The organism is Flavobacterium sp. FPG59 (genome assembly GCF_002150205.1).
GTDB lineage: Bacteria > Bacteroidota > Bacteroidia > Flavobacteriales > Flavobacteriaceae > Flavobacterium.
On sequence record NZ_MTCA01000004.1, the window covers coordinates 1 to 16,070 of the forward strand.

The 16,070-nt window shown below is 36.0% G+C and carries 12 protein-coding genes; 1 reads left to right on the forward strand and 11 read right to left on the reverse strand.

Going from position 1 to position 16,070, the window contains the following annotated elements; genetic code table 11:
- Positions 1–902: 902 nt before the first annotated feature.
- The 10 genes from FPG59_RS00835 to FPG59_RS00880 all read right to left on the reverse strand — a co-directional run bounded on the left by FPG59_RS00835 (position 903) and on the right by FPG59_RS00880 (position 14,297).
- On the reverse strand, positions 903–1,361 hold the full coding sequence (locus FPG59_RS00835; protein WP_230154055.1) for an HU family DNA-binding protein: 459 nt from the start codon (positions 1,359–1,361) through the stop codon (positions 903–905).
- 1,622 nt (positions 1,362–2,983) lie between these two features.
- On the reverse strand, positions 2,984–3,478 hold the full coding sequence (locus FPG59_RS00840) for a UpxY family transcription antiterminator (RefSeq protein ID WP_369596801.1): 495 nt from the start codon (positions 3,476–3,478) through the stop codon (positions 2,984–2,986).
- A gap of 946 nt (positions 3,479–4,424) precedes the next feature.
- On the reverse strand, positions 4,425–5,432 hold the full coding sequence (locus FPG59_RS00845) for a mannose-1-phosphate guanylyltransferase (RefSeq protein ID WP_086452734.1): 1,008 nt from the start codon (positions 5,430–5,432) through the stop codon (positions 4,425–4,427).
- Between the two features lie 94 nt (positions 5,433–5,526).
- On the reverse strand, positions 5,527–6,810 hold the full coding sequence (locus tag FPG59_RS00850) for a nucleotide sugar dehydrogenase (RefSeq protein WP_176330671.1): 1,284 nt from the start codon (positions 6,808–6,810) through the stop codon (positions 5,527–5,529).
- A 280-nt stretch (positions 6,811–7,090) separates the two neighbouring features.
- Positions 7,091–8,482, reverse strand: coding sequence for a UDP-glucose 6-dehydrogenase (locus FPG59_RS00855; protein ID WP_086452735.1), 1,392 nt, complete (start codon positions 8,480–8,482; stop codon positions 7,091–7,093).
- Positions 8,483–8,565: 83 nt separating this feature from the next.
- Complete coding sequence (locus FPG59_RS00860; protein ID WP_086452736.1) at positions 8,566–9,549, reverse strand: SDR family oxidoreductase; 984 nt, start codon at positions 9,547–9,549, stop codon at positions 8,566–8,568.
- 22 nt (positions 9,550–9,571) lie between these two features.
- Positions 9,572–12,025, reverse strand: a complete 2,454-nt coding sequence (locus tag FPG59_RS00865; protein ID WP_086452737.1) for an exopolysaccharide transport family protein — start codon at positions 12,023–12,025, stop codon at positions 9,572–9,574.
- Positions 12,026–12,040: 15 nt separating this feature from the next.
- A complete protein-coding gene (locus FPG59_RS00870; protein ID WP_086452738.1) occupies positions 12,041–12,829 on the reverse strand; it encodes a polysaccharide biosynthesis/export family protein in 789 nt (262 codons plus the stop codon).
- Positions 12,830–12,901: 72 nt separating this feature from the next.
- Entirely contained in the window at positions 12,902–13,522 is a 621-nt protein-coding gene (gene recR, locus FPG59_RS00875; RefSeq protein WP_086452739.1) for a recombination mediator RecR, read from the reverse strand.
- Positions 13,523–13,931: 409 nt separating this feature from the next.
- A complete protein-coding gene (locus FPG59_RS00880) occupies positions 13,932–14,297 on the reverse strand; it encodes a CoA-binding protein (protein ID WP_086452740.1) in 366 nt (121 codons plus the stop codon).
- A 147-nt stretch (positions 14,298–14,444) separates the two neighbouring features.
- On the opposite strand from FPG59_RS00880, the gene FPG59_RS00885 reads away from it, so the two are divergent.
- On the forward strand, positions 14,445–15,074 hold the full coding sequence (locus FPG59_RS00885) for a MarC family NAAT transporter (RefSeq protein ID WP_086452741.1): 630 nt from the start codon (positions 14,445–14,447) through the stop codon (positions 15,072–15,074).
- Positions 15,075–15,130: 56 nt separating this feature from the next.
- On the opposite strand, the gene ctlX is transcribed toward FPG59_RS00885, so the two are convergent.
- On the reverse strand, positions 15,131–16,066 hold the full coding sequence (ctlX, locus tag FPG59_RS00890; protein WP_086452742.1) for a citrulline utilization hydrolase CtlX: 936 nt from the start codon (positions 16,064–16,066) through the stop codon (positions 15,131–15,133).
- Positions 16,067–16,070 lie beyond the last annotated feature (4 nt).

Genomic DNA, 16,070 nt, shown 5'->3' on the forward strand with positions numbered 1-16,070 from the left:
CACATAAAAATATTTTTTGGCATGTACCATTATAATACTTATTATTTATAGCTTCGCCACTGCAAGTCCCGTTTGAGATTGCTTTTGTTACTGAAGCGGCAAATTTATAGTAAATTATCCAACAAAGTGAAGATTATCTGAGAAAAATATGCTTGACTCCCTAAATTTAACTTACAAATTACATAGTCTTTTCTTGCAAATTGTATAGTAATTGGTGCGTTTTCCGTTTTCAATGTTTAGTAATTAGTAGTTAGTCCTTAGTAATTAGTCCTTAGTCCAGCGTGTTCAGTTTTAAGTTTCAGGTTTTAAGTTTCAAGTTTACAGTTTTACAATTCACAGTTCACAGTTCACAATTCACAATTCACAGTTCACAATTTTAAAAAAAGAACTACTTCATAAATCAGGTCGAAAAAACCGTACCTCTTTTAACATTAAATTTATAAATAACACCGCCACGTATTGAAACTTTTCGCTACATTTGAACTCTGATTTAACGAATAACTGGAATTATTCGAGGTCTTAAATTCACTCCATTGCTCAAAAAAACAGGGTTCTAGTCCGTATTTTTGAGCTTTTTTTATGGCTAAAACCCATCCATTTGACCTAATTTAAACAAATAATCTTACATAAAATCTGCCAGTTTTATGAATACAGCAGAAATACAGACACAACTAAGTATTTTTTTGATCCAAAAAGACTTAAAAAGGATATCAAACACTTTTTAAAAAATCAACTTGACGTTATTTTCACATCGTCTTGATGAACTTTTTACTTCGTCAAGACGATTCTTTTGTTGCATCAAGACGATTGGGACGTTATTTTGAAACTATTAGGCATAAAAAAACCTCGAATACTGGAATATTCGAGGTCTTAAACTCAGTCTTTTACTACCGAACAGGGTTCTAGCCCACTTTTCTAAAAGATAAATCCTTTAGCATACTGCGCATTTTCTTGCCAGGACGGAAGAGCACGCGCGTTTTTTTGATGGCTGCTGTTGATACCTCATCAGCAACATCTTTACCTTCAGAGCTAATGCCCACTTGAAAGTTGCCTAAGCGGCCTAACTTCACAATGCGACCTTGACCCAGTTCGCCAATGATGTTGTGTTCTAAAGAAGCGAGCACAGCATAACAATCAGAAGCCGTTAAGGTACTCTGATACGAAATCAACTCTGCTAGTCTTTCGAAATCAACATCGCCATCTGCAACTGCAGCGGCATAAAACTTTTCCGGAGCCACTAAGTCTCTCGGGTTCTTCCTTGGAAGAATTTTGTATTTAATAGCCATAATTTTTGGTATTAAATTAATAAATAAGTTTGTCTTAGTATACGTACTAAAGTATCTAACTGACTTTACAAACATAAGATACTTTTATTGTAAGTTAAAGCCAAACTTATTCACAATTGAGGCTTGTTTTTAACAACAAAAAGAAAAGTGTAAATAAATACAAAAGCCTCAACAACAGTATTTTAATTTTATAAAAAACTCGTTAAGCCCTGTCAAATATAGGTTTTCCCGCAAAGACGATCAAGAAACGTATTTGAGACAGCATAATGACATTACCACTTACAGCATAAAAAATCTAGAGCATTTTTAAATTACTTGCATCAAAAGTATTCAAACACACTGAAAACCTACCACAGAAACTTAAGCGAAAGCCCCCAGAACCTGAAATAGATTCAATTCACATACTTGTTTTACTTCTTTATCTCATAAAAAACACTAGATTTTAAACATTTTTACACCATGATTTCTAAATGTCCCATATGTCATTTTTCAATCATCTTTTAGAGCGTGTTTAATAGATTAGTCCTAAGTGCAGCGTGTTCAGTTTCAAGTTTAAAGTTTAAAGTTTCAGGTTTCAGGTTTCAAGTTTTAGTTCACAGTTTACAGTTTACAGTTCACAGTTTACAGTTCACAATTTACAAATAGAATTGCTACATAAACGAATTCGAAAAAACGCCCTTAAATTAAAAACGTAAAAAACAACGAAAAAACAGAGTGGCAGCAGTCCGCGAGTTGAGGACGAAGGACGAACGGCTCGGGCTGCGGAACGTAGTTTTGAGGTAGTTTTTAAGTTTTTAATTTTCAGGCTTGAAATCGAAGATTCATGAATACCAAAAAAAAAATATTAACCCGTGAATAATTTTTGTTTCTTTTGCATCAAGGCAAAAGAAAAGAATAAACTTGAAAAATGAAATCGTCTGCTACAATGAAGAATATGTAGAAATGCTTCGTCCCTCAGCATGAGAGAATGGGGAGAGTTGACAGTTGAAAGTCATCAGTATTCAGTTTTCAGTAAATAGTCCTTAATGCAGCATGTTCAGTTTCAAGTTTAAAGTTTCAAGTTTCAGTTGACAGTTCACAGTTTACAAATCACAGTTCACAGTTCACAACTTATAAATAGAACTGCTACATAAACGAATTCAGGAAAAACGCCCTTAAATTAAAAATGTAAAAAACAACGAAAAAACGGAGTGGCAGCAGTCCGCGAGTTGAGGCTGAAAGCCGAACGGCTCGGGCTGCGGAACGTAGTTTTGAGGTAGTTTTTAATTTTCAAGTTTCAAGTTTCAGGTTTCAAGTTTTAGGTTTCAGTTCACAGTTTACAGTTTACAGTTTACAGTTTACAGTTTACAGTTTACAAATCACAGTTCACAGTTCACAACTTATAAATAGAACTGCTACATAAACGAATTCAGGAAAAACGCCCTTAAATTAAAAATGTAAAAAACAACGAAAAAACGGAGTGGCAGCAGTCCGCGAGTTGAGGCTGAAAGCCGAACGGCTCGGGCTGCGGAACGTAGTTTTGAGGTAGTTTTTAAGTTTTTAATTTTTAGGCTTGATCTTTTGTTTCTTTTGCATCAAGGCAAAAGAAAAGAATAAACATAAAGAGATACTTCGTCCCTCAGCACTACAGAATAAAGAATTGCATGTCAAATGCTACAAGTGATTTGTCTTATGTTGTTGTCATTTAATTAAGGAAGTTATTTCTTCTCTACTTTAAGCACACAACCCAAAGATTCCAACACCAGCAAATAATGGTTTTGTTTGACTTCTTGAACTGTAGCCTCTTGATCTATAAATGGTCCAGATTCTAAAATAACTTTATCTCCTTTTCTCCACGTGTCAATGACAACATCAAATGTATCTGGGGCTGAAAGCCAGTTCTGAATCGTTTTAATCTCTTTGTCTTTAACAATTGCAGGTTTCCCTAACCAGAACAAGTAGCGCACAACACCTGGAACATCAAAAACACTATTTCGTTCTTTTTCTGTAAGTCGAACAAAAATATAAGAATTGAACAAGGGTAGCTGTACCTTTTTTTTTCGATCAGACCATTGCGTAATTTTAGTAATTGTTGGACAATAGGCATTAACTCCCATTTCCGTCAAACGTTCTGCTACTTTTTTTTCCGATTTTGGTTTGGTATACAGTACATACCAATTCATCATTACATCCATATCCATTATACAATTCAAGAATGGACAAATATAATACTCCAATTGCGATAAAACAGCAATTGTACTTGCTTTTTAAGATGAATATACTGAGATTTTGAACACTTCTTTAAATACCTGGGGTTTAAGTAAAAAGTTTTCAGTATGCAGTAGTTAGTACTTAGTCATTAGTCCATTGTTCAGTTTCAGGTTTCAGGTTTCAGGTTTCAGGTTTCAGGTTTCAGGTTTCGTTTACAGTTTACAATTCACAGTTTACAGTTTACAGTTCACAATTTACAAATAGAATTGCTACATAAACGAATTCAGGAAAAGCGCCCTTAAATTAAAAATGTAAAAAACAACGAAAAAACGGAGTGGCAGCAGTCCGCGAGTTGAGGCTGAAAGCCGAACGGCTCGGGCTGCAAAACGTAGTTTTGAGGTAGTTTTTAAGCTTTTAATTTTCAAGTTTCAGGTTTCAGTTCACAGCTCACAGTTCACAATTTACAGTTCACAATTTAAAAATAGAATTGCTACATAAACGAATTCGAAAAAACGCCCTTAAATTAAAAACGTAAAAAACAACGAAAAAACGCAGTGGCAGCAGTCCGCGAGTTGAGGCTGAAAGCCGAACGGCTCGGGCTGCGGAACGTAGTTTTGAGGTAGTTTTTAAGTTTTTAATTTTCAGGCTTGAAATCGAAGATTCATGAATACCAAAAAAAAAATATTAACCCGTGAATAATTTTTGTTTCTTTTGCATCAAGGCAAAAGAAAAGAATAAACTCGAAAAATGAAATCGTCTGCTACAATGAAGAATATGTAGAGATCCTTCCTCCCTCAGCATGACAGAAACTCTCCATAACAAAACAACCCGACAATCAAAACGAAAAATTTAATCGCTTGATTATTCCATAAACATGCATAAAAAAAATGTACCGAAAACAACATATTAAAAAAGTCTTTTCGGTACATTTTGATAAAGAGAAAAATATTACTCTAATAAATCAGAATTACTTTTTTCTAATTCCGTATAAATATTTTTTACTTCTTGTGAGCTTTCTTTTTGCAAAATCAAATTGGCATTCGCAGTATGTACAAAAATTGCATTCTTTAACCCCACAAAAGCAGTATATACATCTGTTCCAATAACCATATTCCCATTGCTATCAACCGCCTGTCCTTTTGAAACCAAATAATCATAAACAGATTCAAAAGACCCTAAATCAGACCATTTAAACTCAGACGAAACCACCTTTATCTTCTTACTGCGTTCCATAACTGCATAATCCACACTAATGGACGGAATAGCCATTGACAATTCTAAATCCAATTGCCCTGCTTTGTTGGCTTCCCAAACCTGCTTGGATTTTTCGTAAACTTGTATATTATATAATTTTAACTCTTCTAAAAATACAGCAGCTTTAAAACAAAACATTCCACTGTTCCATAAAAAGTTACCATTCTTTATAAAATCTTTAGCAGACACTTTATTGGGTTTTTCTCTAAACGAAATTACATCATCTCCAGAGCGCTCTATATAGCCGTAGCCGGTTTCGGGTTTAGTAGGAACTATGCCAAAAGTAACAATATACCCTTGCAATGCCTTTTCCACTGCTTGGTTAATCGCACTTTCATAGGCTTCCGTCCCGTCTATAATATGATCGGATGGGGTAACTATTAAAATTGTGTCAGGTTCTGAGGCAAATGCAGCAAAGGCAATTGCAGCAGAAGTATTCCTTGGCGTCGCTTCAATAATATCAATATATGAAGTACTTGACTTATCTAAAACTTTTTTACTTAAATGACAATTATCTGTGTTTCCAACGACCATCACGGTATCTGCCAAAGACCGGTTTCGATCTACGGTCATTTCAAACAAAGACTTACCATCAAACAAATCCAAATATTGTTTGGGTTGGCTTTTACGTGATAAAGGCCATAGCCTGCTTCCCACTCCTCCTGTAAGGATTACATGTGTAACTGAATTTGCATTTTTCATAATTAAAGTATATTTAATTGGTAATCTTTATTTTTTTGAATAATACTAAACTTTATTCTTTCAAACACCTCACATTTACAGCGATTTTAACCCCTTACAAACGTCCATCCGCTCGCTCTCCTAAAATGCCTTTCACATCATACAGCAAACTTTTTTCACATTGCAAAGAAGAAAAATCCAGATCTATAAAAACAGTATGTGCTACCCCCAATACCAGAGCATCAAAACGTTCTGTTGGTAAAGTAGTTGTAGTGGTTAAATTGTATTCTCTTGAAACCTCAACAGGGTTTGCCCATGGATCATAAATTGTAATTTGAATGCCATAATCGGCTAAAGCCTTTATAACATCCACAATCTTAGTATTGCGTACATCAGGACAATTCTCTTTGAAAGTAATGCCTAACATCAATAATCTAGCGCCATTGACAATCACTCCTTTTTTAATCATTAACTTCACCACTTGCGAGGCTACATATTCTCCCATACTGTCATTCAAGCGGCGTCCTGCCAAAATAATTTCGGGATGGTAACCAAACTCTTGTGCGCGTTGTGCCAAATAATAAGGATCAACCCCTATGCAATGTCCGCCTACCAATCCAGGTTTGAAAGGTAAGAAATTCCATTTGGTACCAGCTGCTTCTAGTACTGCTTGAGTATCTATTTGCATCAAGTTGAAAATTTTGGCCAACTCATTTACAAATGCAATGTTGATGTCCCGCTGCGAATTCTCTATTACTTTTGCTGCCTCGGCCACTTTTATGGATGGTGCCAAGTGTGTGCCTGCAGTTATCACCGATTGATACAATTCATTAACTTTCTGACCAATGACAGGAGTCGAACCCGATGTCACTTTTAGAATTTTTTCAACCGTATGCTCTTTGTCGCCTGGATTAATTCGTTCTGGAGAATACCCCGCAAAAAAGTCCACATTGAATTTCAACCCAGACTTTTTTTCCAATACAGGAACACATTCCTCCTCGGTCACACCAGGATATACCGTTGATTCATAAATGACAATATCTCCTTTTTTTAAAACCGAAGCTACCGTTTCACTGGATTTAAACAAAGGCGTTAAATCAGGTCTATTGTTTTTATCAACGGGAGTTGGCACGGTAATGATAAAATAATTACAATCGGCTATAGCTGCTATATCCGCTGAGCAATACAGTCCGTTTTCATCACTTGGTGCGGTTCGCAAAACCTGTTGCAATGTAGTATCATCTATTTCTAAAGTACTATCAGTGCCCGCAGATAGACTCGCTATACGTGACTGATTGATATCAAAACCTACAACAGAGTACTGGGTAGCAAACAATCTTGCCAAAGGAAGACCGACATACCCCAAACCAATTACCGCTATTTTTATGTGTTCGCTCAACTTATTCTTAACTATTTATTATTTAAAAGTACGCTTTTTAGCGTTGCCATACTCGGCTTTATGTTTTTTTAGGGTTGCACTTTCGCATCATTCATTGCTTTATCCTATATGAAAAAACTCAACTTGCCGTTCCCTTTTATTATTACTTTCGAAAAAAAGCCTTAAAAAGCATTTCAATTTTGTTTCTTGGTACACAAATGTAGCTAAAATAAGGTCTATTTCTGATACCGTTCAACGATGCTTTATGCTGCTTGGTGTCTACAAAAGAACAAACAACCGTTTAGGAGCCGATTCCTTGGTACACAAATCCAATGGCACGAAGTTGTGCTGCATCCAGCACATTACGTCCATCAAAAATAAATGCTGGTTTTTGCATCCCGTCAAATATTTTTTGCCAATCATAATTCGCAAATTCATCCCACTCGGTAAGAATGGCTATCGCATGGGCATTTGCACAAGCCTCATAAGGATTTGAAAAAGTAGTCACACACTCGGTATTTTGCTCAGGACTGCGTGTTTCTAAATAATTAAGATCCTCTAGTATCTTTTTAGAGGATACTTTTGGATCGTATACTGCTATTTTTGCATGTTCATTAATCAAATCATCGGCCACAAATATCGCTGCCGATTCTCTGGTATCATTAGTATCTTTCTTGAAAGCCCAACCCAAAAAAGTAATTTTTTTATCTGAAACCGTATTGTACAGTGTTTGTACAATCCCATTAGAAAAACGTCTTTTTTGATGATCGTTCATGATAATTACTTGTTCCCAATAATCGGCTACCTCATGCAATCCGTATGATTTAGCAATGTATACTAAATTCAAAATGTCTTTTTGAAAACAGGAACCGCCAAAACCAACTGAAGCTTTTAAGAATTTAGGTCCAATCCTACTGTCCATGCCTATTGCTTTTGCCACTTCATTAATATCAGCACCTGTTTTCTCACAGAGTTCAGACATGGCATTTACAGATGATATTCGCTGTGCCAAAAATGCATTGGCAGTAAGCTTAGATAACTCAGAAGACCATACATTTGTAGTTAATATTTTTTCTAAAGGGACCCAATTAGAGTAAACTTGAACCAGTGCCTCCATTGCCTTTTTCCCTTCTGGAGTAGCGTCACCACCAATTAAGATACGATCTGGCTGCAATAAATCAGTTACGGCCGTACCTTCCGCTAAAAACTCAGGGTTGGAAAGAATTTGAAATTGAACCCCGTTTCCGGTATGATCTAAAATACTTTTGATAGCCTCTGCCGTTCGAACCGGAAGTGTTGATTTTTCGACAACAATTTTATTATCTTTAGCTACGCGTGCAATTTGTCGTGCACACAATTCTATGTATTTCAAATCAGCCGCCATTCCCTTCCCTTTACCATAGGTTTTGGTAGGGGTGTTTACAGAAATAAATATGATTTGTGCTTCATCAATGGCTTGTTCCACTGCCGTAGAAAAAAATAAATTTCTACCTCGAGCAGTAGCAACTATTTCGCTCAAACCAGGTTCGTAAATAGGTATATTATCCGTATTGGGGTCGTTCCAAGCGGCAATTCGCTCTTCATTCAAATCCACAACGGTTACTTGTATATGGGGACATTTTTGTGCAATTACAGCCATGGTAGGACCACCTACATACCCTGCTCCAATGCAACAAATTTTTGTAATTTCCATTCTTTATCTATTAAGCACTTATTTTAATTTTCTTTTTTATTTTTTTTTGAAGTTTGAGAAGATTCTATTTTCTCTACTCCATCTTATTTTAGATGCTCCCAATACCACCCCACTGCCTCTTGCAAGCCTTTTTGCAATGAAAATTGCGGATTATAATGCAATAATCGTTGTGCTTTTTCAATGCTAGCCAAAGAGTGCGGAATGTCTCCTGCACGGTTAGGACCATATTCCACGACTACATTTTTAATTTCTGGATCGTAAACGGACAAATACTGTTTTAAATAAGTGACCAAATTATTCAACGTATTCCTATCCCCGAAAGCAGTATTGTATACCGTATTAACGGCTTCTGGATTTTGCGTGAGCATGGCCAATTCATTCATTTGTATCACATTATCAATATACGTGAAATCTCTAGAATAGTTGCCATCCCCATTTATTTTAGGGCTTTCGTGTTGCATCAACTGCATGACAAACTTAGGAATCACAGCAGCGTAAGCACCATTAGGATCTTGTTTCCTCCCAAAAACATTGAAATAACGCAAGCCTATGGTTTCTAAACCGTATGATTTGCTAAATATTTCGGCATACAATTCGTTGACATATTTAGTAATGGCATAAGGTGACAAAGGCTTTCCGATAGTCTCCTCTACTTTTGGAAGGCCTTCTGAGTCTCCATAGGTAGACGAGCTGGCTGCATACACAAAACGTTTAACCTTGTGATCTCGGGCAGCGACTAACATATTCAAAAAACCAGAAACATTTACTTCATTACTGGTAACAGGATCGTTTAAAGACCGAAGAACCGAGCATAAAGCAGCTTGGTGCAACACATAGTCCACTCCGTTTACGGCTTCCATACAAGTGGTTGCGTTACGAATATCACCTTCTATCAATTGAAAATTAGGATGATTCAAACAGTTTTTTAAATTATGCAGGTGTCCCGTGGCAAAATTGTCCAAACATACTACTTGGTACTTTTTATCTAAAAAATACTCGCATAAGTTAGATCCAATAAAACCCGCACCACCAGTAACCAATATCTTTTTTTGCACTACGTTTTCCATGCTATATTTTATTTCACTGCTATTATACGTTGTTCTTTTTGGCAATGTCTTTTATTTTTTGGAACCAACTTTTTGGCTTTTCCTCTTCATAATAAGATTTATCATAAGAGCCATAACCGTAACCGTAGCCATAGCCTGTTCCGTATTTAGCTTTGTTTTCTTGACCGTTTAAGATGATACTTGTATTGTTCAATTCCCCGCGCTTAATGCGGTTATTCAATAAAGCAATCATGTCTTTTTTAGTGTAATTTTGACGAACGATATATAAAGTAACATCACAATATTGTGCTAATTCAAGCGCATCCGAAACTAATCCTACTGGTGGCGTATCCAATATTATATAATCGTATTCTTGCTTCAAGGCGTTAATCAAGTCCTCCATTCCCTGACTTATGATCATTTCTGAAGGGTTAGGCGGTATTGGTCCAGATAATATTACATCTAAATAAGGTATGTGCGTTTTATTGACAATCTCTTGAATTGATTTTTGTTTGATAATGTAATTCACAACCCCTACATCATTTGACAAATTAAACTCTGTTGCAAGTCTAGGTTTACGTAAATCCAATCCAATTATAACGGTCTTTTTTTCACTCAAGGCAAAAACCGTCGCGATGTTTATGGAACAAAACGTTTTTCCTTCACCACTTATGGAAGAGGTAATCATCAACGTTTTAGCACCATCTACATTTTGTTGTTTGTACAAAAACTGCAAAGAAGATCGAATGGCCCTAAAGGATTCTGACAATGCTGATTTTGGTTTGTCAAAAACTGCCAAGTTAGATTTCTCTTTATTAACCCCAACCACTCCTATCAATGGGATCTTAGTCATCTTATTAACATCATCGCTATTTTGAATTGCATCATTGATAAAGAAAATAAAAAAAACGGCTATTAACGGAATCAGGATTCCAAGGAAAAGTGCCAAAATATAATTTACAGATGTTTTAGGACCCACTAATCCGCCACCTACATCTTTAGCAGGATCAATAAAATGAATGTCTGATAAGTTGGCTGCTTTTACAATATCTGCCTCAGAACGTTTTTGTAAAAAAGTATTGTATATGTTATCACTCAAGTCATACTTTCTTTTTATTTTTATAAGCTCTTGTTGGTCATCGGGTAGTTTTTTGATAGTACCTTCTGTGGCATTGATCTTACTGCTTACTAAAGCCAAATCATATTGTAAAGAAGATTTAGCTGTGATAATATTTTCTAACAGAACTTTTTTTATAGCTTCCATTTGGATATCAAACTCTTGAAAAATCTTCTCGCTTTTTACCGCATAGGCCATCTCAGACCTTTGTGTAGACAAAGCAATTAATTTGGAAACATTTACTACTATGTTAGGATCATCAATTCCTGCCACAGATGGTGCTGGTAGTTTTGCATAATTCACACTGCTATTTAAATACGATTTAAGGGAATTGTAATAAACAATCTTACGATTGATTTCATCTTTCCTAACATCGTATTCTAAAATTTGTTCCGAAAACTTAGTCCCTCCATCCTCAACATCGTAAATATTTTTACCTTTTCGAAATGATTTCAACTCATTGCCTGTTTCTTTCAGTTGAGACTCCATGGCTATCAAAGTACTGTCGATGAAAGCAATTGTATTGGTTGCAAATTTATTTTTGCTATCCAACTGTCTTTTAATTAACATCTTGACTGTAGCATTCAAATATTCAACCAAGCGGACTTTATTAGTTCCTTGCATGCTCAAAGTAATAATTGACCCTGCTTTTTCATTGGTTTGAACGTTAATTCCTTTGTATGCAGAAACTGTTCCGTCAAAATCATTGAATTGAACAAAGTATTCATTTCCCTTGTACATTCCTGGATTTTCGTTTAGTTCCAATTGCCAGTTGAGGAAAGGCAAAACTACTTTTTGTCCTACTTTATATCGCTTTACAAACTCACCCGCAACTACATTAGTATTGCCATACGTGTGGGTATCGTATTGAATAACCCCTACGCTTGTGTTTTCAAAAGGAATTTTGATTTCATATTCATTCTCAGTCAAAAATTTAATACCGATTCGTTGACCTGCCAGTTGTCCTTTGGTTTTGTCAATACGTACAAAAAAAGGAACTGCTCCGTAGGCATCTGTAAAATTATATTCTCCTTGAACTAAATAACTAATATAGTACTGCAATTGATCTACAACGAGCTCATTATGAGATCTTGATTGCAGTGTAGTGGCAATGGTTTGTACTTGATCTGAGGTGCCTCCCCAATTGAAGACCAAACTCGTGTTCGAGGTAAACAAAGGATTACTTTCTTCTTTGATAGCAATCATGGTTTCCATGCCATAGATTTTCTCTTTTCGAATGTTGACTTGATAAGCAATAGTCAATGCGATGGCTAGACTGATTAAAAACCAACGCCAATAACTGCCAATTTTAATCAGAAAGCCTTTAAAATCAAAACTGACTTGGTTTTCGAAAATTGAAAAATCCTTAATATCTAACATGTATCTTGTACCTAATTAATTTCTTAACAATAAAAAAGTAGTTGTTGCTAATGACAACAAGGTTATGATTGTCCCTAAGGATTCTATACCTGTTTTCCCGGTACCCCAAGTTTTCTGTTTTAGCGGTTTGACATAAATATAGTCATTGGGTTGCAAATAAAAATAAGGAGATTGCATGACATTAATATCCGTAAGATCAATATCAGCCATTTGTACTCCGGTAGGCGTTTTTCGGATTACAGTAACAGCCTTCCTGTCTCCCGTTATGGTAATATCCCCAGCATTAGCAATGGCTTCCATAATATTTACCTGCTCTTGAAATAATATTTTGGTACCCGGAGCACCTATTTCTCCATTCATAGTAAAACGCAAACCTGCTAATTTTACGGTTACAAACACATTGGCTTCTTTAGTAAAATAGTCGGATAAAAGTTGTTTCTCTATACGAAGTCGAATGTCATCAAGGGTGTACCCAATAACATTTAGCTCTCCCAAAACCGGGATACGAATGTTTCCATGGTCATCTACCGTAAATCCATCAAAATACAAACCTGTATCGGACTGACTTGGTTTTCCCCCATCATTTGCAATCGTAAAAATAGATGCTAGCTTTGGATCAATGGTTTTTATAGAAATGCTCAATACATCATTTACTTGCATACGGTAAGGCTTTGAAGCCACCATAGCAATAGGAACTTCTACTGATCCGTCTTTTTTTTGCAAATAAATTAAATCTTGCGTAGAGATGCATGACGTCATCAAAACACTGACTAACAATATTAAACAGCCTACAAATTTGTTCATTATTACTATTTTTATCCACAAATATAGCTTTTCATTTACGATATAAAAAGCCTCCTTATGGGATTGCGTTTATTAATTATTTTTTAATGATTTCTCAAAAGGTACTCGATGTAAAATACTGCGTCCCAACGTCACTTCATCAGCATATTCTAACTCATCACCCACAGCTATCCCTCTAGCAATGGTTGATACTATGATATTGCTCGATGCAATTTGCTTGAAAATATAAAAATTCGTTGTATCCCCTTCCATAGTAGAGCTCAAGGCAAATATAATTTCCTGTACTGCTCCCGATTTGACTTTTTCAACCAATGCTGTAATATGCAACTGGCTGGGACCAACACCATCAATAGGAGAAATTTTTCCACCCAAAACATGATAAATACCCCTAAACTGATTCGTGTTTTCAATAGCCATAACATCTCTAATGTCCTCTACCACACAAATCACGTGGTGATTTCTACTACTATTAGAGCAAATCTCACACAGATCACTATCCGAAATGTTATTACAACTCACACAGTATTTGATATCTTGCCTCATTGAAAGTAGGGCTTGCGCCAAAAATCCAGTTTGCTCCTTAGGCTGTTTTAACAAATGCAAGACCAATCGCAATGCCGTTCGCTTACCAATTCCCGGAAGTTGCGACATTTCGTTGACTGCCTTTTCTAAAAGTTTTGATGAAAATTCCATACCTGCAAATGTAGCAATTTGTTTATTTGTTCCGCTCCATTATTCCCAATTCCTAAACATTGATCAAACTATATTGAAGGTTTTATTTCTCCAGGAACACACAGTCAAAAACTTTACAAAAAAAATATAAAACCTGCCCTTACATTCCATTTCACAATATCCTACTGTTGACAGTTTATGACAGCGTCGCATTGGCTTAAAGCCAAAAAAACGGAAATAGACAATAAGTAGTTTCTATACCCTTCATGTAAACAATAGTCTTTTTAAAGACTTAATTTAATTTCGTACTAAGGGATAAACCGGAACGATACAATCTTAAGACTTGAAATGTACGGCAAAAAGCTCTCTTTTTGATTAAAAAAAATTCCGTAACCGATTAACTAATTAAAATCAATATAACTTGCGACTATTAGTACTGATTGGTAGCCAATAAAACCAATGTACAAGCCACTTCAACCTTAATATTGTTCAATTGTAACAACTGGTAAAACTCGGGATTCTCTGTTCCTGGATTAAAAATGACACGTTTGGGTTGTGCCTCAACTATATAATTGTAATAATCGCGTTGACGTGTTGGGTTAAGATATAACGTAACAGTGTCTATGTTTTTAAGTGGAATGGCTTTCGTTTGGATTTTGATTCCAGCTACTTCTCCTGCATTTTGTCCTACTGCTAGTACTGAATGTCCTTTTTCAACTAACTGCTGTACTGCTTTGAACGCGTAACGATCCGTTTTGGTCGTGGCACCCAGTACCAATGTTTTTTTATTCTTCATCCTTATCATCCTTTTATGAGTGACAAAAGTAAGCAAAAAGGTTCACCTTATGTAGTGATTATGGTAATTGTTACGGTGCAATAAAAAAACATTGCGCTAACAGTCCCAAACAAAAAATGAGTATTTTTGTGGTACTAAACAACAATTATGGATCTCTTTATTTATCTTTTTGTCGCGCTTTTCTCTGTATTAAATCCTATAGGTACGGTTCCTATATTTGTAGGCCTGACTCAAAATGACCCCAAAAAAGAACGGTCGCGCATTTCTTTATGGACAGCCATAAACGTTTTCATTATCTTGATAGTTTCCTTTTTTATCGGACAATATGTTTTGTTGTTTTTTGGAATTAGCATTGACGCTCTTCGGATTGCAGGAGGGCTTATCATTGTAAGTTCTGGATTTTCATTACTGTCTGGTAAGTTTACCAAAAAACGAGGAATCAACAAAAAAGCCGAAACGGAGGCACAACAGCGAAACGATATTGCCTTAACCCCGCTTGCCATCCCTATGCTGGCAGGCCCAGGATCCATATCGCTCTTGATTGCTTTTTATCAAGAACACAACAGCACCACAGAAATCATCATTTCTACGCTAGCTATTTTAGCCATTGCAGTAACTATTTTTATCATATTACGCAGCGCCCATTATCTTGCCAAAATATTAGGTGCTTCTGGGATTATTGCTATTTCCAGAATTGTAGGCTTTATTGTAATCGCCATTGGGATACAATACATTGTAAGCGCCATCATTAACATCATCAAAGTGAATCTTTCATAAAAAAAAGAAGCGGATTATTCAGTGAATAATCCGCTTCTTTTTTAAAGTGTTTTTTTTTAGCTTCTTGGCAAGAAAATCTCAGCCATCATACATCGGGCGCTTCCGCCACCACAAGCCTCAATGGTATCTAGACTTGAACTCAGTATTGTAGCATGCTTTTCTAGTTGCGCCACTTGCTTCTCTGTAAGCGCTTGATGAGCAGCAGCACTCATAATCAAAAATCTTTTACCAGCAGCTCCTTGAACTTCAAGCATATTCCCTGCAAAACTATTCATTTGATCTTCTGTTATTAAGACAATCTCTTTATTGTTTTCTTTTAAATTATCCAAAACCATTTTGCGTTCTTTTTTGTCGTCTATGCAATCCGCACAAATCACTGCGAAGGTTTCGCCCAAACACATCATGACATTGGTATGGTAAATCAATTTTCGTTCGCCATCAACAGTCTGAAACGCTTCAAAAAGAACTGGAGCATAATCAAAATCTTCACAGAACTCAATAAACAACTCCTCATCTGCACGAGGTGATAAAGCACAATACGCTTTAGAATTGGTTCTATCCAAAAGAATACTACCCGTACCTTCTAAGAAAAAACCATCCTCTTCTGCTGATGTATAATCTACTATATTGTGTATAACAAAACCTTTATCTTCTAACAGATCTAATAGATCCTCACGGCGTTCTTGACGTCTGTTCTCAGCAAACATTGGATATAATGCTACATCCCCATTTTCATGAAAAGATATCCAGTTGTTCGGAAAAATACTATCTGGCGTATCTGGATCTTGCGTATCGTTAACTACGGTAACATCTATACCTGCAGCAACCAATTTGGCTACAAAATCATCAAATTCTTGCTGTGCTTTGGCATTTACTGTTGCTGGTAATAAGCCATCTAGCACTTTTTGATAGTAATTATTCACAGCCGTTTGCTCGTTCATTCTAAATGCTACGGGCCTAATCATCAAGATGGAATTGGTAGTTTGTTTCATGTAT